Raw genomic sequence first — 23,313 nt, forward strand, 5'->3', positions numbered from 1 at the left:
AAAAAGTTCCCGGGGCTTTTTTTTGCTACCATATTCCAAGAATATGCTGCATTCCAAGGCTCACGGCGGTTATGGCAATCCAGCAGCATGCGCCCATTATAAGCGGTTTTCCGCCTGTCTTTATAAGCTTTATTATATCTGTGTTAAGTCCGATTGCGGCCATTGCAAGGACAATAAAGAATTTGCTCATCGTCTTCAGGAATTTAAAAACTGAATCAGCATAAGGCATAAGCCCTTCGCCCAAAAACTGATGGCACAAAGTTGTAAGCACAGATGCCAGAATAAACCACAAAATAAAGAACGGAAAAATCTTTTTAAAGTCAAAGTTCATCTTTGCGGTTTTTCCATCGGAAGATTCCTTTTTTGCCTTTATCATCTGATACAAGGCAAGCACCAGCGTAATCGGAATAATCGCTATTGTCCGGGTAAGCTTTACAGTTACGGCCTTGTCCAGTGTCTGTGAGCCCAGGCTGTACATTGCATCCCATGTGGAAGCCGCCGCCGTTACACTTGAAGTGTCGTTTACAGCAGTGCCTGCAAAAATTCCGAACGCATCGCCCGACACTGTGGAAAATCCCACTAGCTGTCCAAAGTAGGGGAAGATAATCGCCGCAAGCACATTGAAGAAGAAAATTACAGAAATCGACTGTGCGACTTCCTCGTCAGTTGCAGAAATCACAGGGGCAGTGGCAGCAATGGCAGAGCCTCCGCAGATTGAAGAGCCGACGCCGACAAGTGTTGAAATCCTTGAAGGAATTTTCATTGCCTTGCACATTGCGAACGCAACAACAAGCGAAGTAAGTATTGTTGAAAGAATTATCGGAAGCGACTGTGCGCCGGTTTTTGCCACAACTCCAAGATCCAGCCCGAACCCTAAAAGAATCACTGCCCACTGAAGAATTTTCTTTGAGCAGAATTTAATTCCAGCCTCAAACGGTGATTTTTCCTTGATGAAATTTGTGGCGGCCATTCCTATTATGATTGCAAATACAGGCCCGCCCACAACAGGAAAAAGTTTTCCTAAAAACCAGGACGGCACAGCGATTACCAGGGACACAAGCAGCCCCTTAAAAATTTTCTTGAACGATTCCATAAAAAACCTCTGTGGTATTTTTATAGCATATAAATCCCTAAAAGTCGAGTTGCGCGCAGGGTGCCGCTGAAATTACGCCGGATTGCTCCCGGAGAGTTCCTGAAAAATATTTTTAAATTCTCTTGACCTGACGGGTATTTCAAATGCTATAGTTTAAAAATGAAATTTGCTTCCAGTTGTTTTTATCGCTGCTTCTTCACTGCCGCGCTTCTTGCTGTTTTTTCATCCGGCCTTTTTTCTTTTCCGCTTTTCCTCTCAAAGCCGCTTGACGAGCCGGAGCTTCTTTCACTGTTCAGGCAGGCTTATCCCGATGTTCTTTTTAAAAGCGAATACGATGCCTTTACCGGGGACTGGAAAATTTCAGTTTCGCTCGGAAGCCGCTCCGCTGAATTTTTCTGGGCCGACGGAATGTTTCTTCCTGAATCTGAAATAGACAACAGGAGCCGTTACAGCCCTTTTCTTTACAAATACGATTTTGTTCTGCATGACCCCTCGGAGTTCACCGAGGAGGATATCGAGCGAATCAGAAAATTCAGTTCCCCTGAAAACCGAACCAATATAAAGGGAACACCGCCGTTTTTCTATGATTTTATCTATGACTGCAAGACGCGCGATTCCCTGGAGCGGCACATAAAAAGCACAGTGTTCCTTGGAAAAAGGTCGAACACACACGAGCGGCTGAGGGAGCCTCTTGCAAAGGTTGAAGCTGAAATCCGGGCTGCTGCGGAATCCGACACTGAAGTCAGGAATTTCATAGACAGTCTTTTGAGCGCGGACAGCTATTCGTGGCGGAATATAAGTGATTCGGGAAACCGCTCGTTCCATAGTCTGGGGCTTGCAATCGACCTTCTTCCAAAGGGCTGGGGAAGAAAAAATATTTACTGGGCATGGCGGCGCGACATAGACGGCGACAACTGGATGAAGCTTCCGCTTGAGCGAAGGTGGATGCCGCCTGAAAAAGTCATTTCAATTTTTGAAAACAACGGATTTATCTGGGGCGGAAAATGGGCAATCTGGGATAACATGCATTTTGAGTACCGCCCGGAAGTCATTCTTTACAGCAGAAAAGCCTCCGGGAACTAAAAACGCTGGTTTGCTCCGGCTATTTTCCAAGCTCCAGAATGCTTTCCTTTATGGCATTGGTATCTGCAAGCAGCTTTTCTGTGCGCTCCTTTACTGTCTGTGTAATATCGCGCATTGCTCCCACTGCCTGAAGAAGCTGCTTTCCGCCTTCATTCTGCTCGGATATGGCCTTTCTTGCGTTTTCTTCCTGGGTAACAACGGTGTTTGAGTATTGAACTACTTCGCTGAATTCCTTGTGGACTTCTCCTGTGTCCTTGAACGTCAGGTCGATAAGCTGCTTTACCTTTTTCAGCACTTCTGAAATTTTCTGCGCCTCTGAGCCTGAGCTTTCCGCGAGTTTTCTTATTTCGTCGGCTACAACTGCAAATCCGCGTCCTGCGTTTCCTGCGTGCGCCGCTTCGATTGCCGCATTCATGGCAAGAAGATTTGTCTGGCTCGCTATTTTCTGGATGACATCGCTCATCTCGCTCAGGCCGTTTGAGCTTTCCTCTATCTGGGACACAAGGGAAGACACGTTTTCTATGCCGGACATTCCCTTTCTTGCGGCTGTGTCAAGCTGGTTCACAGAGTCCGCGTTCCGCTCCAGCACTGTATTTATTGAGTTGATATTCGCAATCATTTCTTCCACAGCAGAGGATGAAGATGAAACGCTCTGTGTCATGCTTCGGGCCGCTTCTGTGAGAGCCTTGACATCATGCTCGTTTTCCGTGAGCTTCTGCGCGCCCGCTTCCACAACGCTGCGGACAGTCTTCTTGGTTTCGTTTTCATACTGGGAATGCATAATGTCTTTTAGAATGTTTTTATAGTGCATGCAGTTTTCGGGGCGGTTCAGTCCGTTGTGGATTGCAACAGCCATCTGCTCGCAGTTCTTGTAGCCGCATGCGCCGCAGTTCAAAATATCCGCGGAAGTTTTTTTGTACATCTGGCGGTAAATCTGCTGAATTTCTTCCGCTGACGGCTCCTTTATCGTCTTGTGGAAATATTCGCTTCTGTCGATATATGTTCTTTTGTACAGTTCAGGCTGCCAGAAATCATCAATGGCCTTGTTGAGCTTTTTCAGCGCGGCTTTATTGCTGAAGCTCTTTTTCTGCCAGTATTCATGCCGCTGTTTCATGCGGTTTTCAACGTAGGATTCCATTTCGTCCAGGCGCATATTCTGGTTTGAAGTGCCGGCGCCTTCGTTGCATCCGTTTTCACAGTTCAGGCAGTCAATCAGCATAAAGCACGGCTTGTTTTTCTTCAGGTCTTCTTCAATGTGCGCAAGGTAATGGAAAATTTTTGGATTGCCTTCGATTTTGCGTGTTTTTTCAGAAATTCCGGGAACAAAACGCTCCGCTGTCCGCATAAGCCCGCCCGGAATGGAGTAGAGAACTCCGCGCTCTGCCGCAGGATTCTGGTATTCAACTTTGTCAAAGAAATCGAGTGTCAGATTTTTTTCCTTGAGGCGCTGTTCGATTGAGCGCATTGTTACGTTGTAGTCGCAGATTCCGGTTTCGTCGAATTCCCGTCTTTTTGCATAGCACGGAGAAATCGCGGCGATTTTGTGGTTTCTGTAGTTCGGGTAAAACTGGCGTATCATTTTTGCGCAGTGAAGCATGGGGCTGTCAGCCGGCGCAAGGTATTTTATCAGGTTCGGTCGGTAGGTTTCTATAAACGAAACAAGCGCAGGGCAGGGCTGTGAAATCAAAAATTCCGGGCGGGCGCGCTTTATATGTTCAACGTATGATTTTGTTGTAAGCTCCGCTCCGAAGCTCACATCGAACACGGCCTCGACCCCGAGTGATTTTAAAAATCCGTTCAGCTCAAGATCCTTTCCTCGGAAGGACACGGCGGCCGCAGGAGCTACAATCGCCACGATTTTTTCTCCCTTTGCGAGGTCTTCAAAAAACTGGGCTGAATCATCAATGCCTTTTCTTGCTCCGTGTGAGCAGGCTTCAATACAGGCGCCGCAGCCGATGCAGAGCCTGTCGTCAAACGCAACGTGATCTCCTGAGCCGTTGTTGCACATTTTTACAGGGCACACAGAGATGCATCTCTGGCAGTTCACGCATTTTTCTTTTTCCACTGAAATAACAGGGCGGTATTTTTGGCTTCTTTCTATCATACTGCAGTATTATCATAATATAATAAAATTCCTGTTTGTCAACCGTTTGCCGCCTTCCGAATACTTATTTTTCCATGATTTTTCAGAGGCTGACTTTTTGGCTGAAAAATCGTAATATGAATTCAATGAAGCTGAAGTTTTTTGTTTTTCTGCTGCCGGTTTTTCTTTTATGCGCCGCGCCCTGTGCTTTTTTTGCAGAAGAGCCTGAAGTCAGGCACAATCCCTGGTCGCTCATAATCTACCGCCCTGAAAACAGCTGGCATATAAATGAAGTCCGCTGCTACCTGAGGCTTGAAGATGCCCTGACCGGCGAGGACGTTACCTACAAAAACGCAAAGGCGAACTATTCATGGATGAGCGAGCCAAAAAAAGGAATTCCCTACGAGCGCTCCTATTATCTTAGCGGCGGAATGGCGATGCACCTTCTTTTAAAGAGCGGAAAATACAAAATATATTTTTATACCCCAAAGGAAAAGCTTGCGGGGCTTGTGACTGAAAAAGAGCTTGCCCGGAAAGATTGGCGCTCCAATGTTTTTCTGTACGACACGGAAAATCCCGCCCGTGTGATTTTTGTAAGCCCCTGCGCGGACGAAAACGGCTTCTACACCGGCGCATGGAATATCAGCGGCAAGGCTCCGCTGTTCTGGAAATTTACAAAGCCTGTTCCGGCGGAAGCGGATTAGGCGCTTGTGATTTTTCCGTCTGAAATTTTTATTACATGATCCGCCATGGCAACAATCTTTGAGTCATGGGTTGAAAAAATAAAGGTGGTCTTCAGCTCTTGGTTGAGTTTTTTCATAAGCTCAAGAATCTGGTCTCCGTTTTTTGAATCAAGGTTTGCGGTGGGCTCGTCGGCGAGAATCACAGGCGCTTTTGTGACCAAAGCGCGAGCTATTGCAACCCTCTGTCTCTGTCCGCCTGAAAGCTCTGACGGCTTGTGTGTTTTCCATGATGAAAGCCCGACTGTTTCAATAAGAAAATCTATCCATTCGCCCAGCTCCTTTTTTCCCATTGTTTCCGTTGCAAACGAAGGCCCGAGCGTAAGCGGAAGCTCTACGTTTTCCCTTACATTCAGCACCGGAATCAGGTTGAAGGTCTGGAATATAAAGCCCAGGTTTTTTCTTCTGAGCACGGTAAGCTTTTTGTCAAGACCGGCAGAAAGTTTTGTGTCCGCCGAAAGCTTTGTCTTTTCGTATATGTCGTTTCCGTTGAGAAAAAGTGTTCCTGAGGTCGGAAGGTCTATAAGCCCTATTATATTCAAGAGCGTTGATTTTCCTGAGCCTGAAGCGCCGGATATCGCCGCGAATTCGCCTTTCTGTATTGAAAAAGAAGCTTTGTCCACGGCCTTTACAATGACTTTGTCCATCTTGTAATTCTTAGAAATGTCTTTTAGCTCAATCAGATTCATTCCATCAGTATAGCAGAATCTGTCGTTTATTGCTACAAAAATATTCTATAAAAAAAAGGCTGTCAAAAAATTATCAGGCACAGTGCAATTCCGGATTTGCACTGTCATTCCGAATTTTTACTGTCATTCCGAATTATACTGTCATTCCGAATTATACTGTCATTCCGAACTTGTTTCGGAATCTATGTGGTTACAAGACACAGATGCTGAAACGAGTTCAGCATGACAGGTGCTGTGTACTGCATGACGTGTGCTGTGTTCAGCGTGACATAGTTGGGGCTGTCTTTTCCGGATTTGCACTGTCATTCCGGATTTTTACTGTCATTCCGAACTTGTTTCGGAATCTATGTGGTTACAAGACACAGATGCTGAAACGAGTTCAGCATGACGTTCGCTGTGTTCAGCATGACAGGTGCTGTGTACTGCGTGACATTCGCTGGGTTTAGCGTGATAGTGTTTTTATGAAGCAAGTGGGCGGCTTAGATGAGCGGAGGAACAGAACGCCTGCGTCCTGCCGTGGCACGCATGGCCCGGCAGGATGCAGACATCTTTTATTACTAGAAAGTTACGTCAGCTTCTTTTGTAAGTTCTGTTACCTCGTAGATTTTGCTTCCATCGTAAAGTGCTGTTATATTTTGCTCAGGATCATCAGAATCAATTACAACTGTCAAAACACCAGCATTGTTGGTATAAGAATATTCTTTTGCGGCAAGATCAGTCGCGCTTGTATCGGCGCAATAGTCTACCTTGTTGCCAGCTTTGAAAGCCAAAGACTTATTATTGTCTTTGTCTGTAAAGGTGTCCTCAATAGTTTCAATGTCAGAAGTAGTTCCGCGCTCATACACAGCATTCTGCAGGTAATACTTGCCGTCTGCCACGAGGATTTTACCACTGTAAGCTGAACCGTCAGTCTTGCCAGATGGTTCCGAGGTATGTGATCTCAAATTAGTTCCGTCAGAAAAATAATATGTTGTATTGTCGCTATCAGAGAGCACGATGGTGCCAGTAACACTATCATTCTCATCTTTTATAGCAAGACCATCAGCATCAAGCACTTTAACCTCAACAGAAGTTTTAGCTTCCTTTACAGTAGGAACAACAACATCATCATCGTCATCATCGTCTGAAGAGTCGGAACATCCAGCGAATGACAGACCCATAACCATTGCCGCAAGAACGGCGAACCATTTGATTGTCTTTTTCATCTTTTTACTCCTTTTTGATGAAAGTTTATTTTCCACGCTGTGAAACTGTTTTGTTCATGCGTGAAATTTCCTGATATGTCAATCTACATATCTGAATGTATTATATGCAGATTGAGCTATTAAGTCAAGCGAATTATATGTCAGTTGATATAATCAGAAAAATGAATTCATTCAGGGAAAATCTTAGAAGCGAGCTTGATTTTCAGGGGCTTACAGTAAAGGAACTTTCAGCAAAAACTGGAATTGTAAAGGGAACGTTAGACAACTATCTTGGGGCAAGGGCATCTATTCCTCCTGCGGACATTGCTGTAAAAATTGCAGAGGCACTGAATGTTTCTGTGGAATTTCTCGTTACAGGAAAAGAAAGAAAAGAAAATAAAAACGAACTGTATGTTTTTGTTACAGCGGAAGAAAAAACAATCCTGAATGACCTCGGCTCAGTCCCGCAGAATATTCAAAAGACATTTAAATCCCTGCTTCATCAGACCGCAGAATCTATAAAAAGTGTTAAGCCGGATGAGCCGCAGACTTGACTCCCAGAAACTTCCGGGCATTGTATATAATGCATAGATTCCGAAACAAGTTCGGAATGACAGTGCAAAGCCTGAATGACAGTATAAATTCAGCATGACAGCCCTCCTAAAGCCCTGTCATGCAGTACACAGTGCACGTTATGCTGAACTCGTTTCAGCATCTGTGTGTCGTAACTGCATGGATTCCGAAACAAGTTCGGAATGACAACACCCTTGCCATTCCGCTGACTGCACCCTCGCCGTTCCGCTGACTGCACCCTCGCCGTTCCACTGACTGCACCCTCGTCATTCCACTGTCTAAAACCACGTCATGCGGCATTTTCCCCCTTGTCATGCTGAACTCGTTTCAGCATCTGTGTTGTATTAGCGCATGGATTCCGAAATAAATTCGGAATGACAGTGCAAAGCCTGAATGACAGTATAAATTCAGCATGACAGCCCCCTTGCTGAACACAGTGCACGTCATGCTGAACTCGTTTCAGCATCTGTGTGTCGTAACTGCATGGATTCCGAAACAAGTTCGGAATGACAGCACCCTCGCCGTTCCGCTGACTGCACCCTCGTTGTTCCACTGACTGCACCCTCGTCATTCCACTGTCTAAAACCACGTCATGCTGTCAGCAGTGTATGCGGCTGTTATTGTGTAAAAATCCATCTGTCGCTATAATCCTATAGAAATGTTTTTTTACTTTTAATCAGAAAAAAATGAGGTGAAATATGTCAGAAGAAGTCAGAGTCCGGTATGCGCCTTCTCCTACGGGGCTGCAGCATATTGGCGGAGTGCGCACTGCGCTTTTCAACTATCTTTTTGCAAAATCCAGGGGCGGAAAATTTATACTTCGCCTTGAGGACACAGACCGCACAAGGTTTGATGAAAAATACGTGGACAACCTGTATGACACAATGGCATGGCTTGGAATTGACTGGGACGAGGGCGGCTCAAAAGGCGGCGGTTTCGGTCCGTATGTTCAGAGCGAGCGGTTCGAGCTTTACAAGAAATATGCCATGGAGCTTGTGGAAAAAGGCGAGGCGTATTACTGCTTCTGCGACTCCGAGCGTCTTGAGCGGATCCGCAAAATCCAGACTGAAAACAAGATGCCTCCGGGATATGACAGAAACTGCCGCCATCTTACAGAAGACGAAGTGAAGGCGAACCTTGCGGCCGGCAAGCCCTATGTCATACGCCTGAAAGTGCCGCTTGAGGGCGAAACAAAATTCTCTGACCATCTGCTCGGCGATATTGTATGGAAGAATGAGGATATTTCCCCTGACCCTGTTCTGCTTAAAAGCGACGGTTTTCCGACATATCATCTTGCGAATATTGTTGACGACCACCTGATGAAGATAACCCATGTGATGCGCGCCCAGGAATGGATTCCTTCAACTCCGCTCCATGTTCAGATGTACCGTTCGTTCGGCTGGCAGCACCCTGAATTCTGCCACCTGCCTATGGTCAACGGAAGCGACGGCAAAAAGCTTTCAAAGCGGCACGGCTCCACTTCGCTGAATGAATTCCGCGCGAGAGGCTACCTTCCGCAGGCGATTGTAAATTACGTTGCGCTGCTCGGGTGCTCCTACGAGGACGGCCGTGATATATACAGCCTTGAAGAGCTTGCCGCGAACTTTAAGCTTGAGCATCTGAACAAGGCTCCGGCGGTCTTTGACTACAAGAAGCTTGAATGGTACAACGGCCAGTATATCCGCGCGCTCTCTGATGAAGAGCTGTACAAGTGGACTTTGCCGTTTATCACAGGAACAGGTGACGCTTCTCTTGAAATCAATCCTGAAAATCCGCAGCCGAAGCCCAAGGTCGGCCCTGAGTATTCAGGAGTTGCGCTCGGTTCGGACGGAAATCCTGTCTGTGTTGATTCTTCAATGGGAATGTCCAGCCAGGATGTGCAGAAAAAACTGCTTGAGCTTATGCCTCTCATAAAGGAGCGTCTGCACTTTCTTACTGACGCCGCCGAAATGGTTCGCTTTATGTTTACAGAGCCTGCCGTTCCTGCAAAGGAGGACATCATTCCAAAGAAACTGGATGCCCAGAAAACAATGGAAATTCTTGGCAAGGCGAAGTCCTTTGTCTCTGAGATATTCGGAATGACACATGATGATGCTGAGGAGCTTGCAAAGAAATATGCCGAGGAGCTTGGAGTTAAGCTCGGGGACTTTATGATGCCGGTTAGAATGGCAGTCACAGGAAGCCGCATTTCTCCGCCTCTTATCGGCTCGATATGGATTCTTGGCAAGGAAAAGGCTGTCAGCCGTGTTGAAAAGACACTTGCGGCCTTTGCCGGCTAAAGCAGGCTGTCTGTTTCAGTGATTTTTTAGACATCCGTTGAAAGGTTTGGGCGGAAATTCTGCCTGAACCTTTTTTTTCGCGGAAAGACTGTTGGGCACCTCGAAAAACTCGTCTTTGTCGATTTTTTCGAGATGCTGGCGAGTTCTAAGTCGCTATAATATCGCAACTTAGAATATCGCATTTTCAAAGTTATCTCTAAAAACTGAAGTTTTTAGAGATCCCCTTTTTATTTTATAAGCTGATTAAAGACGCTTTGCTGAAAATTTGTTGACATTATACAGAAAAAGTTTATAATTATGCAAAATTACACAAAAGGAGTGTATAAAAATGCAGTTTATTGATGGTGGAGTCACAGCTCCTGCTGGATTTACGGCTAACGGAGTTATGTGCAAAATAAAAGAGAGCAGCACAAAAAACGACCTTGCGCTGGTGTTCAGCGAGCGGATGTGCAATGCCGCCGGAGTTTTTACTCAGAATAAAGTGCAGGCCGAAAGCGTTAAGGTCACAAAGAAGCATATTTCAGACGGAAAGGCGCAGGCTGTTATTGCGAACTCCGGAAACGCAAATGCATGCACCGGGAAACAGGGCGCTGAAACTGCATTGCGCATGGCGGCTCTTGCCGCTGGTGTTCTGGGAATTCAGCCGGAGGACGTTGTTGTCTACTCCACAGGCGTAATAGGCAAGCAGCTTCCCGTTGAAAAAATAGAAAAAAATATCCAGGCTCTGAAGGACGGTCTTTCAAAGGAAGGCCACAAGGAAGCCCGGACTGCGATAATGACAACGGACACGCATTTCAAGGAGTGCGCTGTTGAAACCGTTATAGGCGGAAAGACTGTCAGAATCGGCGCAATGGCGAAAGGCTCGGGAATGATTCACATAAACATGGGGACAATGCTCTGTGTTGTAACAACAGACTGTGCGGTTTCTTCCCTGATGCTGGAAAAGGCTCTGCGCCGCTCTGTTGCCGGAACATTCAACTGTGTGTCGGTTGACGGCGATACTTCTACAAATGACAGCCTTACAGTCCTTGCAAACGGAATGGCAGGAAATCCTGAAATCACCTGCGAGGGAGAGGACTTTGAGCTTTTTTACGAGGCCCTCAATGCTGTTAATATGCAGATGGCAAAAAAGATTGCAGGCGACGGCGAAGGCGCAACAAAACTGATTGAGTGCACTGTCAGCGGCGCAAAGGATGTGGAAACTGCGCGGGGGCTTGCGAAGGCTGTGATAGGCTCAAGTCTTGCAAAGGCGGCTATCTTTGGAAGCGATGCGAATTTCGGGCGGTTTCTGTGCGCCATGGGATATTCCGGATTCGACTTCACCCCGGAAAAAACTTCCATCACGTTTGAGAGCTCGGAAAATTCCATGCGCGCCGGGGCAACTGACTTTATCGGTCCGCAGACAGGAAAAGCCAGCCGCGTAAAGGTCTTTGAAAACGGAGTTCCGCTGGACTTTGACGAGGCCGCCGCAAAAAAAGTTCTTCAGGAGGCTGAAGTGAGAATTCTCATAGAGTGCCGGGACGGAACAGCGTGCGGAACTGCATGGGGCTGTGATTTGACCTATGACTATGTGAAGATAAACGGCGATTATAGAACATAGGAAAGAGCCTGCTGACCGCTTTGGTGTCAGCGGGTCTTCCCGTAAAACGGAGCATAAAATTGAATTCAAACAAACCAGAAAAAGAAACAGATCCCCGGCTTGACAATGCGCACTGGGCAGGTGTCCTTGTGCAGGCTCTTCCATATTTCAAGCACTGGGTTGGAAAAATTGTTGTCGTAAAGTACGGCGGAAATGCCATGCTCAACGAAGATCTTAAAAAGCACGTCATGGAGGATATTGTTCTCCTGAGCACAATCGGAATCCGCGTTGTGCTTGTTCATGGCGGCGGTCCTGAAATTAACAATATGCTTGGAAGAGTCGGAAAGCAGAGCACTTTTGTAAACGGTCTGCGCTACACTGATTCCGAGACAATGGAAATTGTTCAGATGGTTCTGACCGGAAAGCTGAACAAGGATATTGTTGCGCTTCTTCTTGAAAACGGCGGAAGGGCAGTGGGGCTAAGCGGCGTTGACTCGGGGCTTTTAAAGGCTGTGCGAATTCAGAAGGACGGCCAGGATCTTGGATTTGTGGGCGAAGTTACAGAAGTGAACCCTGAGATTATTCTGTCGCTTTTGGAGCAGAATTTCATTCCTGTTGTTTCCACGGTTGCGCTCGGCTGTGACGGCGAGAATGTCCGCTACAACATCAATGCCGATACCGCTGCCGCAAAGATAGCTGTTGCGCTTCAGGCTGAAAAATTCGTGCAGCTTACAAATGTTCCGGGTGTTCTAAAGGATGTGAATGATCCTTCGTCGCTGATACAGCGTATCCATATAAACGATGTTGACCGCTATATCAGCGAGGGCATAATTGCAGGCGGAATGATTCCAAAGATTGAATGTTGCATGCTGGCCCGAAACGGCGGTGTTCCCCGCACCCACATTATAGACGGAAGAGTTCCCCATTCGCTTTTAATAGAAATGTTCAGCGACCGGGGAATTGGAACTATGATTTACTAAGCTGATTATAAGGATAGACCTATGGGAAGCAAAACGATTTTAAATAATTACGGTTCGTTTGATGTTGTATTCAAAAAAGGAAAAGGCTCTGTTTTGACCGATGTCAACGGAAAAAAATACATAGACTTTCTTGCCGGAATCGCAGTGAACTGTCTGGGACATGATTTCAAGCCGCTTGTAAAGGCTGTGTCGGATCAGGCAAGAAAACAGATTCATATCTGCAATTATTTTCTGAGCGATATAGGCGTAAGCTATGCGGAGGAGCTTCTTGCGGCTACCGGATTTGAAGGCGTGTTCTTTGGAAACAGCGGCGCGGAGGCAAATGAAGCTGCGGTGAAGCTTGCACGCAAATTCGGACAGCTGAACGGCGGCTCCAGAAGAAAGACTATTGTGACCCTTGAGCGGTCGTTCCATGGGCGGACAATAGCTACAATCACAGCCACCGGACAGGATGTTTTTCACCCTGAATCATTCGCTCCGTATCTGGAGGGATTTAAGACAATATGCCCCGGCGACTACAAAGCTCTTGGGACTGCCTTTGACGATACCACGGCTGCGCTGATGATGGAGTGCGTTCAGGGCGAAGGCGGCGTGTTCCCTCTGGACAAGGAGTGGGCATGCGCTGCTGCTGAGGCTGCCAGAAAGGCCGGCGCGATTGTTATCTGTGACGAAGTTCAGACTGGAATGGGGCGCACGGGAACTCTTCTTGCCAGTGAGCAGCTTGGAATTCATCCTGAAGTTGTAACGCTCGCAAAAGCTATTGCCGGCGGAGTTCCAATGGGAGCCTGCCTGTACCGCGGAAAGGGAAACGTCCTTGCTGCCGGAGACCACCAGTCTACATTCGGCGGAAATCCTCTTGCATGCCGCGCCGCCAGTGTGGTGCTGCACGAAATTCTAAAAGATGGATTTTTGCAGAGCGTGTCGGAAAAAGGCGAATATATCCGCAGCACTGTAAAAAGCTGGAATCTTCCGTGTGTGGAGGATGTCCGGGGCGCCGGTCTTATGATTGGAATTCAGATTTCAGGAAATCCTGTTGAAGTGGAAAAGCTCTGCCTTGAAGAGGGTGTGCTTTTTTCCACCGCCGGAAAAAATGTTCTTCGGCTGGTTCCGCCTCTGAATATTGGATATAAGGAAATAGACCAGGGGCTTGCTGTTATAAAAAAAGTTCTTGAGAAAACTTCAGTAAACTGAGCGTTTTCAAGCCATCGCTGGATAGTCCACATTCGGGCTGTCCAGTGTTTCTCTTCCCTTTACTTTTCTGCTTTCTTCCCATAGAATAAACAGTATTATGGAAAACAGGAATATATCAGCTAAAAGCAATTTTGAAATTCTGGCATCGAATCTTTCCAAGGAAGAGCGTTCCGATATTCTGAACCAGATTCAGCAGGATAACCTTGAGCTTTCTTTTTCTACAGGGGAATCCGATGACAATCTTGATAAGGAGCGCAAAAAAGAGGAAAAGCTGAATCTTCTGGAAAAATTCAAGCAGGAGCCGCTTCTATACAGGCTGTTTTTGTGGATAAAGTCGCTGCTGCTGAATTCAAGCATTGAAACTATATATAACAATTCGGTTGTGTCTTCATTTTCCAAAAATCTGGATCATGATTTTCCTGATATGATTGACTGCAAGAACAAGTCGTTATTGACAGGATTCTATAATGCCCTTATTGATTTGAAGAAGGCCCAGGAATTTTTCAAGCCGTTTTTTGATTCTCTTGAGGCTGTTCCGGGGATTTTTTATTTTCACCTTGGAGCCTGCGTTATGCCGGAAGTTGTCCAGGAAATAAAATCTTCATGTGATCTGTACAATTATCCTTTTGAAAAGCCGCTGCCGGCTGATATACGGAATATCATTTTTACAAAGCTGAATTCAATTCTTGCCGGGATTTCCTCCGAGGAAAAACTGAAGATGTCTTCGTTTGCAAAGGAATTTGAGCATCTGAAGCTGTTTTCAAAACTTCCGCTTTCTTCCGCCGCGGCGAATTTTTCTTCAGGCTCTTCACACAGCTGTTCTTTTGCTCAGATAAAGGAGGGATTTGACTGCATTGCGCATGTTGTCTCAGGCGGTGTTCCGTGCTCTGACACAACGCTTTCTGTGCTGTTTATGTCGTGCACGCAGAAATCCGATCTGTGGAATTCTGTATCTTCATCATACGAGGAAACGGCAAAAAATGTGAGCGCGGCGATGTCTGAAATTTCCATGGTGAATATGTTTTCTGAAAAAATTCCGCTTGAAAAATTCGGCAAGGTTGTTTTTGGAAATTCGCTTTATGCTCCGATGGGCTTGAGTTTTGCTGACTTGTGGTTTCAGAAATTCAGGGAGCAGTGGAAAGTTGTGCTGGACGGCAGGCTCAGGCAGTGGAACAAGGAATTCAGAAAAGCAGAGGCAAAAAAAATGCTTGCGGTTTCCTTTGGAATTCCTGATTTCCCGAAGTATCCGGCGTGCCCGTGGGAAAAAACAGGCGGAGATTTTATCTGCAAGCATGAGCTTTCGCTGGGCTTTTTGAACTGGTGCCTAAAAACCGAGCTTCCAAAGTACAAGCAGCTTTTGGCGACAATAACGCTTGAGGGCAAATTTTCGATAAAGGAAAACATGTATGAATTTTCCGATATGATTTCAGAGCTGAATTCGTTTCTTGAAAAAAACAATGCCTTTGAAAAGCGGCTTTCGGCTTCAGGAGATTACGGGGCTGAAATTATCCAGTGTGTTTCCTCTGGAAGAAAGCAGGACAGGGAAAAACTTGCCGGGCTTGCAGTAGAAATAGAAGAAAATGCATCGTGGCTCATAGAAACTTTTGCGAAATTTCTTGCGGGCTTTGAAAATCTTTTGCTTGCTCTTCTCGGAGAAAAATCCACGGTTTATTACGGTCCTCTTCTGAATTTGCGCAAGATACAGGGAGCCGACAACAAGGAATTCTGCGAGCTTTTTGAAAAACTCACACGCAGCATAAAATCCGCCCTGGAAGTTTTTCAGGCTATCGGCGAAATGGAAAGCATCTCGGTATGAAATTTTTCACTGGAAAATTCCTGCACAGGGGGAAAGCCCTGGAGTCCGCGCCGCTTTGGGCAATGACTACTATTGAAGCCGGAACAATGCGCTTTAGGTGGAATGAAACGAATGGGCTCAGAGCAGATTTTTTTTCGTCTGTTTTTAAAGACTCAAGGACTGTGGTTCAGCCGGAGCTGATTCATTCCCGGACTGTGTACGAAGTTTCTTCCGCGGATGATATTTTTCTGAAAAAAGGCGATGGTGTGCTCACTTCGAATGCCGCGCTGGTTCCTTCTGTTACGGTTGCTGACTGCATGCCGATTTTTTTGTACGATACAAGCACCGGCATATTCGGTGTTCTTCATTCAGGATGGAAGGGAACCGGAATTGCTTCACGGGCAGTTGAAATGCTTGCCGGCCGCTATGGCTCAAAGCCTGAGGACATCTGCTTTGTTCTGGGGCCTCATATACATTCATGCTGCTATTCGGTGGATGAAGAGCGCGCCCTTTACTTTTCGCGGCAGTTTGGCAGCGGCTGTGTTGCGCCGCTCAAGGAAAATTTGTTTTCCCTCAGTCTTGCAAGGGCGAATCTTTTTCTGCTTGAATCGATGGGTGTTCCTGCTGATAATATTCTTGTAAGCGGTGAATGTACCTGCTGCTTCAGGGAAAACGGAAAATTTAAGTACGGCTCGTTCAGACGGCAGACAGCGGATATTCCGCCTGAAGTTTCCCTTGAGGAGCGCAGCCTCCGTTTTACAGTGCAGGCGGCATTTGTTTTTGCTCAATAGAATTGCACGCCGCGCAAAATTCACTTTGCAAGCGGAAGTTCAATAGTGCGCAGCCTTTAAACCTTTCTTTTTGATATTGCATATTTATTCATTAAAATGTATATTCTATGCATACGGTGATTTTAAAAATTGCCGTAAACTTTTTATGCGAGGCGTTTTTATGGCTGTAAAAGAAAAGGTTTCGGAAGCAGCAAAGGCTGTGAAGTCAACTGCAAAAAGAGCTGCAAGAGTCGCAAAATCTGCGGTTTCAAAAAAAGAAAAGGTCGTTTTGGCTTATTCAGGCGGTCTTGATACAACTGTTATTATTCCATGGCTCAAGGAAAACTATGATTATGATGTTATCGCCGTCTGCATTGATGTCGGTCAGGGAGATGACTGGAAGGCTATAAAAGCCCGCGCTTTGAAAACGGGTGCTTCTGCCTGCTATGTTGTGGATGCCCGCAAGGAATATATTGAAGAATATGTATGGCCTGCGCTCAAGGCAAATGCTGTTTACGAGGATGAATATCTTCTTGGAACATCTACCGCCCGTCCGCTTATCGGAAAAATTCTTGTTGAGTATGCCCGCCAGGAAAAAGCTGTTGCAATCTGCCACGGCGCAACCGGAAAGGGAAATGACCAGGTTCGCTTTGAGCTTGCCATAAAGGCTTTTGCTCCTGATCTGAAGGTTATTGCAGCCTGGCGTGATTCCAAGTGGAACATGGACAGCCGCGAAGCTGAGATCAAGTATCTTGAGGAGCGCGGACTTGAAGTTCCGATGAAAAAAGACCAGTCATACAGCCGCGATGAAAATATCTGGCATCTGAGCCACGAAGGCCTGGAGCTTGAAAAAACTGAAAATGAGCCGAACTACAAGCACATGCTCAAGAATACAGTTGTGCCTGAAGAAGCTCCTGCTGCCGGCGAGTATGTTAAGATTGATTTTGAAAAGGGAATTCCTGTGGCTGTCAACGGAAAAAAGATGGATCCGCTGAAGCTTCTTATCGAGCTGAATAAAATCGGCGGAAGAAACGGAATCGGACTTGTTGATATATGTGAAAACCGCTGTGTCGGAATGAAAAGCCGCGGTGTCTATGAAACTCCGGGCGGAGCGGTGCTTTATTTTGCGCACAGAATGCTTGATCATCTTTGCCTTGACCGCGACACATACCATTACAAGCAGCAGGTTTCAATAAAGATTGCCGAGCTTATATATGACGGAAAATGGTTTACAACATTGTTTGATTCCTGCATGGCATTTGTTGACAAGACAGAGGAAACTGTTACTGGCTGGGTAAAGCTCAAGCTGTGCAAGGGAGCTATCCGCGGAGCCGGTTCTTATTCAAAGTACAGCCTGTACAACGAAAGCATAGCTTCATTCAAAACAGGCGAGCTGTACGACCATAAGGATGCGCAGGGATTTATCACTTTGTTTGGCCTGCCTTTGAAAGTCCGCGCTATGATGGAGCAGGAAGTTGGCGAAGGCCAGGCAGTTCCAAAAAGCAAGCGGCTTAAAAAGCGTCCTACAGAGTAAAGTTTGTAAGACAAGCTAAAAAAATGCAGGGTTCACCCTGCGGCATAGTGCTGATTAATCACCAATGGTTAATCAGCATTTTTTTTGTTGTATTTTTCAGTTTTCCAAATTTTCTTCGAGATACTTGAAAATCTGGTCTATCTGAATTGAGAATGAAATTATATCATTGAACAGAATCAGATTCTGCGAAGCGCTGTCTGCGAATTCCTTGAGCTGCTTTATATTTTGCTTTTTGACGCTCTGGAGAACAGTGCTGATAGTCTGATGGTTGTAGTCAATCAGCTCAATCATGTTCTGTGCAAAGGACGAATTTGACTTTGCCTCTGTTCCCATTTTGTAGACAGTATCTTTTGACTGCCCTGTTGAAGCCACAAGGGAAGTAAGAAGCTCCGAATTCTGGCGGCTCTGCTCTGAAAGAATTTCAAGCTTTGACTGGAGTGCAATTACAGTTTTTGCGATTTCATCTGAAGCTTTTTTTGTGTTCTCGGAAAGTTTCTTTACTTCATTTGCAATTATTCTGAAGCCCACGCCCGCGCTTCCTGCATGCGCCGCTTCTATGGATGCATTGAACGAAAGCAGGTTTGTGCGCTCTGAAATTTCGCTTATGTCATCCATGTGCTTCATTATCTTATGAATCTGCTCTCCGAAATTTTCGATGCTGGACTTGAGATTGCTGTTGTTTTTTTCAACCTTGTCAACGCCCTTTGCAAAGTCCTCAAATGCCTTGAAAACCTGCTCGCTGTCTTCTTCGGTGCGCTTGAAATTCTTGATGAGCTCGCCTGCGTTTTCAGAGAGCTTTTTGTCTGACTCGGAAAGTTCCCTGAGCGCATTGCTTTCTTCGTTGCTTGCGCCGGACTCATCCGACACCCTGTTTATATAATCCTGCGCATCAGAATTTCCTGACGCATTTTTTGCGCAGTATTCCATCAGGAGCTTTGCAAGTTCCTTTCCGCCGTTTATTGCAGTTCTCTTATCCATCTTATTCTCCGATTATGATGCTGACCAGTGTCTGGTTTGAATTTATGCGTCCAATCTGTTCCCCGTAGCTGGAAAATCCTGCGAATTTAAGTCCGTGCGACTCATAAAGGCTGCATATTTTCTGGCAGATATTCTGCTGCTGAAAAATAATCGTGCGCAGAATGCAGTTTATCAATAGAATGCATTTTGGATGCGGAATTTCTTTTAGGGCTGAATTAAGCGACTCTTCTATTTTTTCTTCGATAGGAACAAGCTCCATAAGCTCTACAGTGGAATTCGGAAGAACCCTGGAATACATGTTTATAGTTCCGTCGGGATTGAAACCTGCAATGGAAGAAATAAAAGTGTGTCCCCCGAAAACCCGCCCGAACGGATTTGTGAGAGCCGCGGAGTCCGCCTTTGATTCAGGAATTCCAAGAAGCTGGGCATACCTGGATCTTGGATTTGTGCCGTCCAGTGAAATGATTTTTCTAATCTTTGTGTCTGCCTGGGTTATCTTTGTGCGTTTTCCGGTCGGCTTGAAAATGTTTTCCTTCTGGATAAAGAAAGGAAGCGGCGTTTTTACAAAAAGAATTACAGCTCCGTCCGAAACGACCGTGCCGTTGTAGCTTGCAAAGGTTTTCTTGAATTTAAGGTCATCCCCCGCAGAACCGCCTGCAATCATAAAATTGTCGTTTTTGATGACGGAATAAAAAAACGAAAGAAGCGCCTCTTCGGCATTGCAAAGCCCGTTTACAAATGTAATCGCGAACGCATCTTTGTGCGACATTGAATCTGCGCACTTGATTCCGATTTTTCCTGCGGCATCCTCAAGCCTTTTTTTGTGTACAATCGGAAATTTGTCAACTCCGTCAAGCGCAATCCCTGAAAATCTTGTTTTGCTGCATGAAAGCGCAGTCAGTACAATAGATTTGGTTGTAAACCCTGAATTGGAAATTTCCCCTGATGTTGTAGTACCGATAACCTGGGCGTTGTAAAATTCATTGTGCAGCAAACTGGAAAGCATAGAAAAATCATATTCTGAAGATGCAAAAAAAAGCACTGCATTATATTCCCCGGGGGAATTTTTCAGGTGCTTTATAAGATCCTTTACCGCGCTTTCTGTTTCCGGCTGATCAGTGAAAACAATTTCTTGCTTCATCTTTTGCTCCCGTTTTTTTTTGTTGTAGAAACATTTAAAATAAAAATGGCATTTAAATATTTTTATCCATTATAGCATGTGTCTTTTTATCATGCAAATATTACATTTCCCTCAGGAAAAATATTTTAATTTACGGATTCAAGTAAAACTTTTGTAATATGGGCCGCCTTGAAAATTGCAGGAAACGCCTGTTTGCGGTTATGTTGATTTTAGTTTATCGTTGTTGTAATATTGTTTTCATTATTAATGATAGGAGTTTGATTATGGCACGTACACATTATATCGCCGGAAACTGGAAAATGAACACTTCTAAAGCGGAGGCAGTTAAGCTTGCTTCTGATTTAGTTGCAGCCTTGAAGGGAAAGACAAACAAATTCATGATTGGTGTTCCGTTTGTCTATCTTGATGCCGTTGCACAGGTTGTAAAAGGCTCAAACATCATTCTTGCTGCCCAGGACTGCGCTGCAACTGCAAACGGCGCGCACACTGGCGAAGTTTCTACTGAAATGCTCAAGGACATCGGCGTTCAGTGCGTCATTCTTGGTCATTCAGAGCGCCGCCACGAAATCGGCGAAAGCGACGAACTTATCAACAAAAAGGTTCGCCGCGCTTTGAACGAAGGTCTTGAAGTTGACCTTTGTATCGGAGAACTTCTTGCAGAACGCGAAGCCGGCGAGGCTGAACAGGTATGCGCATTCCAGCTTTCTGCTGACCTTGCAGGCGTAACGGAAGAGCAGATGAAGCGCGTTACGATTGCATACGAGCCGGTTTGGGCTATTGGAACTGGAAAAACTGCAACTCCTGAAGATGCAGAGGCTATCCACAAGTTTATCCGCGGCTACATTGCAAAGCTGTACAATCAGAAAGTTGCTGATGAAATCATCATTCAGTACGGCGGTTCAATGAAAGCTTCTAACGCACCTGAACTGCTTGCCCAGCCTGATATTGACGGCGGCTTGATTGGCGGCGCTTCGCTCAAGGCAGAAACATTCGTGCCGATTTGCGAGTGCTGATAAAGTTCAGTCTTTATATAGCGAAACTTCAAAAAACTGAATTTCAAAAAGCATGTCTTGAATCCAGGGCATGCTTTTTTTATAGAAATTTTTCAGTTTTCACTGATTGCCACTGAATGTTTATTTTACTATTATAACTCTATGGCTTTCCTTAAAGAACTGGCAGTTTTATATACTGTTTTTTTTAAAATCGGATTAGTGACTTTTGGAGGCGGTCTTACAATGCTTCCTATGTTTGAGCGTATTCTTGTAAAAGAAAAAAACTGGGTTTCCATGGATGAAATTCTTGATTACTATTCGATTGCCCAGACAACTCCCGGTATAATTGCTGTGAACGTTGCGACATTTGTGGGACATAAGCGTGCTGGTTCAGTTGGCGGAATTTTTGCAACCCTGGGAATGGTTACGCCTTCTGTCATTATAATAACGCTGATTGCAAAATTTATTTCAAACTTTGAGCAGATTGAGGCGGTTCAGAAAGCCATGAAGGGAATCAATGCTGCCGTTGCTGCCTTGCTTGCCTATGCGGTTTTTAATCTGTGCAAAAGAAATTTGACAAAGCTTCCTGCTGTTCTGCTTTTCTGCGCTTCATTTGCCGCGGTTTATTTTTTGCATGCCCACATAGTTTTGGTTGTCTTGACAGGCGCTTTTATAGGAGCGGTTATTTTTTTTGCTTCTAAGCACGGAGAGCGCAGATGACTCTTTTGCATTTGTTTTTTATTTTCATGTACATCGGTTTTTTTGCAGTCGGAGGCGGTCTTGTTGCGGCTTCGTTTATGCAGAATGTTCTTGTGAATCAGTACGGACTTATCAGCGCGGAAAAATTTTACAGCATGCTTGCCATCAGCGAAAGTACGCCCGGCCCGATTGGAATAAATATTGCAACCTACATCGGAACAGAGCTGTACGGAATTCCCGGAGGAATAATTGCGACGGCAGGTGAAATTCTTCCTTCGATTGTTACGATTATTTTGATTGCAAAGTTTTTTTCAAAATTTCAGGAAATGCCTCTGGTGCAGTCTGTGTTCAAGACATTGCGCCCTGTTACAAGCGGACTTGTCCTGTGCGTGTTTGTCCAGGTTTTTTCAATGTCAATTCTGAATTTGTCTGCTTTAAAAAACGGCGGAATGTTTCTTCAGATTTTTGACTGGCCTGCGGTTCTTATTTTTGCGCTTTCCATGATTGTGCTTTTTAAGACAAAGCTTCATCCTGTTGTTGTTGTCGGCATGGGAGCTGTGCTTGGTATTCTGTTCTATTAAATGAGATGCTCTGTGTGCAGGCACTGCGGACTGTGCGGAAGTTCCGGTGCCGGAAAAAATATTTCAGTTGTTTCAGATTTTCCACCGGTCGAAAATTTTTGCGGTGATTTTTCCCTTCCGCTGAATTTTGCGGGAATCGCATTTGATATCGGAACAACTTCAGTTGCGGCCCGGCTTTTTACCTTGAAGGATGGAATTCCTGTTTCGTTTCTGGGCGAAGAAAACTGCCAGGCTGATTTTGGAAGCGACGTTGTTTCCAGGATTACGTTTTCATGCTCTCCGGGCGGACTTGAAAAATTGCACCGCGCCGTGCTTCACCAGATTGACCGGCTTGCATCCCGTCTTCTTTTTTTGTCCCAGAATTTTTTTACGGAAAACAGACGCGGCCGTCCTTTGCTCAGGCGGATTGTTGTTTCAGGGAACACCGCAATGGAATCTTTTGCTCTTGGAATTTCAGCGGCTTCTCTTTCTCAGTTTCCTTTTTCGCTTCCTGATAAATTCGGTTTTTCTATTCCGGCTGAGCGGCTTGGAAAATTCGATGTGATTCCGCCGGACTGTGAATTTTATTTTTCTCCTGCTGTGGAATCTTTTGTTGGCGGCGATACTGTTTGCGCAATGCTTTCATCCGGCTTTATGGAGCAGAAGGAAAATGCTTTTCTTGTGGATATTGGAACAAACTGCGAGATGTGTGTCCGCTCCGCTGATTCGGGGAAGATTTTCTGCGCCTCTGTTTCAGCAGGGCCTGCGTTTGAAGGCTATGGAATTGAATGTGGAATTCCTGCGCAGAAGGGAGCTATTGCGGAAGTCAGTTTTTCAGGCGATGGAAAAATTAAATGCGGAATTCTTGGAGATGAAAAGGCGGTGGGAATCTGCGGAACTGGAATTGTGAGCGCGGTTTCTGCTTTTTTGGCGAACGGGATAATTGATTCATCCGGCGCATTTTATTCAGTCCGGGAAAAGATAGAACTTCAGGACGGAATTTTTCTTTCCCAAAAGGACATAAGAAATTTTCAGCTTGCAAAATCTGCGGTTGCCACGGGGCTTGAAATTCTTTCTGAAAAATCCGGGTGCAAATCAGGAGTGCTGTATCTTGCAGGAGGATTCGGTTCGCTGCTGCCTGTTAAGGATGCCTGCGCTGTGGGAATGATTCCGGAGTTTCTTTCTTTCCGCTGTGTTTCTTCGGGCAATGCTTCTCTCGGGGGCGCTTCTCTTTTTCTTCTTGATCTAGGGCTTAGAAAAAAGGCTTCGGCGATTGCGGAAAATGCTGTTCATGTTGACCTTGTGCAGAATCATGATTTTCAGGAGCTTTATATAAAGAATTTGAATTTCTGATTTGCTGGCGTTGTTTT

20 protein-coding genes are annotated in these 23,313 nt (G+C 45.5%); 14 read left to right on the top strand and 6 right to left on the bottom strand.

All coding sequences use genetic code 11. From position 1 onward, the window contains the following. Window positions 1–25: 25 nt before the first annotated feature. On the bottom strand, window positions 26–1,093 hold the full coding sequence (locus ACI4L0_RS05335) for a YeiH family protein (protein WP_439799131.1): 1,068 nt from the start codon (window positions 1,091–1,093) through the stop codon (window positions 26–28). A 159-nt stretch (window positions 1,094–1,252) separates the two neighbouring features. On the opposite strand from ACI4L0_RS05335, the gene ACI4L0_RS05340 reads away from it, so the two are divergent. Then, complete coding sequence (locus ACI4L0_RS05340; protein ID WP_439799132.1) at window positions 1,253–2,176, top strand: M15 family metallopeptidase; 924 nt, start codon at window positions 1,253–1,255, stop codon at window positions 2,174–2,176. A gap of 19 nt (window positions 2,177–2,195) precedes the next feature. Here ACI4L0_RS05340 and ACI4L0_RS05345 read toward each other — a convergent pair whose 3' ends face one another. Next, window positions 2,196–4,280, bottom strand: coding sequence for a [Fe-Fe] hydrogenase large subunit C-terminal domain-containing protein (locus tag ACI4L0_RS05345; RefSeq protein ID WP_439799133.1), 2,085 nt, complete (start codon window positions 4,278–4,280; stop codon window positions 2,196–2,198). Window positions 4,281–4,405: 125 nt separating this feature from the next. Here ACI4L0_RS05345 and ACI4L0_RS05350 point away from each other — a divergent pair, with 125 nt between their 5' ends. After that, the gene (locus ACI4L0_RS05350; protein ID WP_439799134.1) at window positions 4,406–4,963 is read left to right on the top strand and encodes a hypothetical protein; all 558 of its coding nucleotides are present in this window, start codon (window positions 4,406–4,408) and stop codon (window positions 4,961–4,963) included. On the opposite strand, the gene ACI4L0_RS05355 is transcribed toward ACI4L0_RS05350, so the two are convergent. After that, a complete protein-coding gene (locus ACI4L0_RS05355) occupies window positions 4,960–5,688 on the bottom strand; it encodes an ABC transporter ATP-binding protein (protein ID WP_439799135.1) in 729 nt (242 codons plus the stop codon). The genes ACI4L0_RS05350 and ACI4L0_RS05355 overlap by 4 nt on opposite strands. A 557-nt stretch (window positions 5,689–6,245) precedes the next feature. Next, complete coding sequence (locus ACI4L0_RS05360; protein WP_439799136.1) at window positions 6,246–6,893, bottom strand: hypothetical protein; 648 nt, start codon at window positions 6,891–6,893, stop codon at window positions 6,246–6,248. 137 nt (window positions 6,894–7,030) lie between these two features. On the opposite strand from ACI4L0_RS05360, the gene ACI4L0_RS05365 reads away from it, so the two are divergent. From ACI4L0_RS05365 to ACI4L0_RS05400, 8 genes are all read left to right on the top strand, one after another. After that, window positions 7,031–7,426: a helix-turn-helix domain-containing protein gene (locus ACI4L0_RS05365; protein ID WP_439799137.1), complete on the top strand. Its 396-nt coding sequence runs from the start codon at window positions 7,031–7,033 to the stop codon at window positions 7,424–7,426. Between the two features lie 717 nt (window positions 7,427–8,143). Further along, window positions 8,144–9,724, top strand: a complete 1,581-nt coding sequence (gene gltX / locus ACI4L0_RS05370) for a glutamate--tRNA ligase (RefSeq protein ID WP_439799138.1) — start codon at window positions 8,144–8,146, stop codon at window positions 9,722–9,724. A gap of 328 nt (window positions 9,725–10,052) precedes the next feature. Next, window positions 10,053–11,324, top strand: coding sequence for a bifunctional glutamate N-acetyltransferase/amino-acid acetyltransferase ArgJ (gene argJ, locus ACI4L0_RS05375; protein WP_439799139.1), 1,272 nt, complete (start codon window positions 10,053–10,055; stop codon window positions 11,322–11,324). Between the two features lie 59 nt (window positions 11,325–11,383). Beyond that, the gene (argB, locus tag ACI4L0_RS05380) at window positions 11,384–12,283 is read left to right on the top strand and encodes an acetylglutamate kinase (RefSeq protein ID WP_439799140.1); all 900 of its coding nucleotides are present in this window, start codon (window positions 11,384–11,386) and stop codon (window positions 12,281–12,283) included. A gap of 21 nt (window positions 12,284–12,304) precedes the next feature. Beyond that, window positions 12,305–13,474 (top strand): acetylornithine/succinylornithine family transaminase, encoded by a 1,170-nt coding sequence (locus ACI4L0_RS05385; RefSeq protein WP_439799141.1) that lies wholly within the window; start codon window positions 12,305–12,307, stop codon window positions 13,472–13,474. 97 nt (window positions 13,475–13,571) lie between these two features. Then, complete coding sequence (locus ACI4L0_RS05390; protein ID WP_439799142.1) at window positions 13,572–15,290, top strand: DUF5312 family protein; 1,719 nt, start codon at window positions 13,572–13,574, stop codon at window positions 15,288–15,290. Further along, window positions 15,287–16,060, top strand: coding sequence for a polyphenol oxidase family protein (locus tag ACI4L0_RS05395; RefSeq protein ID WP_439799143.1), 774 nt, complete (start codon window positions 15,287–15,289; stop codon window positions 16,058–16,060). The genes ACI4L0_RS05390 and ACI4L0_RS05395 overlap by 4 nt, the downstream gene beginning before the upstream one ends. Before the next feature lie 160 nt (window positions 16,061–16,220). Further along, on the top strand, window positions 16,221–17,573 hold the full coding sequence (locus ACI4L0_RS05400; protein WP_439799144.1) for an argininosuccinate synthase: 1,353 nt from the start codon (window positions 16,221–16,223) through the stop codon (window positions 17,571–17,573). Window positions 17,574–17,669: 96 nt separating this feature from the next. Here the strand turns inward: ACI4L0_RS05400 and ACI4L0_RS05405 are convergent, their stop codons facing one another. Together ACI4L0_RS05405 and ACI4L0_RS05410 are read right to left on the bottom strand one after the other, a co-directional pair. Then, window positions 17,670–18,551, bottom strand: a complete 882-nt coding sequence (locus ACI4L0_RS05405) for a methyl-accepting chemotaxis protein (RefSeq protein WP_439799145.1) — start codon at window positions 18,549–18,551, stop codon at window positions 17,670–17,672. A 1-nt stretch (window position 18,552) separates the two neighbouring features. Then, the gene (locus ACI4L0_RS05410) at window positions 18,553–19,692 is read right to left on the bottom strand and encodes an FIST signal transduction protein (protein WP_439799146.1); all 1,140 of its coding nucleotides are present in this window, start codon (window positions 19,690–19,692) and stop codon (window positions 18,553–18,555) included. Window positions 19,693–19,955: 263 nt separating this feature from the next. Here ACI4L0_RS05410 and tpiA point away from each other — a divergent pair, with 263 nt between their 5' ends. The 4 genes from tpiA (at window position 19,956) to ACI4L0_RS05430 (ending at window position 23,296) form a co-directional block, all read left to right on the top strand. Next, window positions 19,956–20,705: a triose-phosphate isomerase gene (gene tpiA, locus ACI4L0_RS05415; protein WP_439799147.1), complete on the top strand. Its 750-nt coding sequence runs from the start codon at window positions 19,956–19,958 to the stop codon at window positions 20,703–20,705. Between the two features lie 141 nt (window positions 20,706–20,846). Next, window positions 20,847–21,404 carry a chromate transporter gene (locus ACI4L0_RS05420; RefSeq protein ID WP_439799148.1) on the top strand — a complete coding sequence of 186 codons (558 nt, stop codon included), beginning with the start codon at window positions 20,847–20,849 and terminating at the stop codon, window positions 21,402–21,404. After that, the gene (locus ACI4L0_RS05425) at window positions 21,401–21,964 is read left to right on the top strand and encodes a chromate transporter (protein ID WP_439799149.1); all 564 of its coding nucleotides are present in this window, start codon (window positions 21,401–21,403) and stop codon (window positions 21,962–21,964) included. The genes ACI4L0_RS05420 and ACI4L0_RS05425 overlap by 4 nt, the downstream gene beginning before the upstream one ends. Continuing rightward, window positions 21,965–23,296 carry an ASKHA domain-containing protein gene (locus tag ACI4L0_RS05430; protein WP_439799150.1) on the top strand — a complete coding sequence of 444 codons (1,332 nt, stop codon included), beginning with the start codon at window positions 21,965–21,967 and terminating at the stop codon, window positions 23,294–23,296. Window positions 23,297–23,313 lie beyond the last annotated feature (17 nt).

The sequence above is a fragment of the Treponema sp. genome (genome assembly GCF_051883275.1).
Taxonomy (GTDB): domain Bacteria; phylum Spirochaetota; class Spirochaetia; order Treponematales; family Treponemataceae; genus Treponema_D.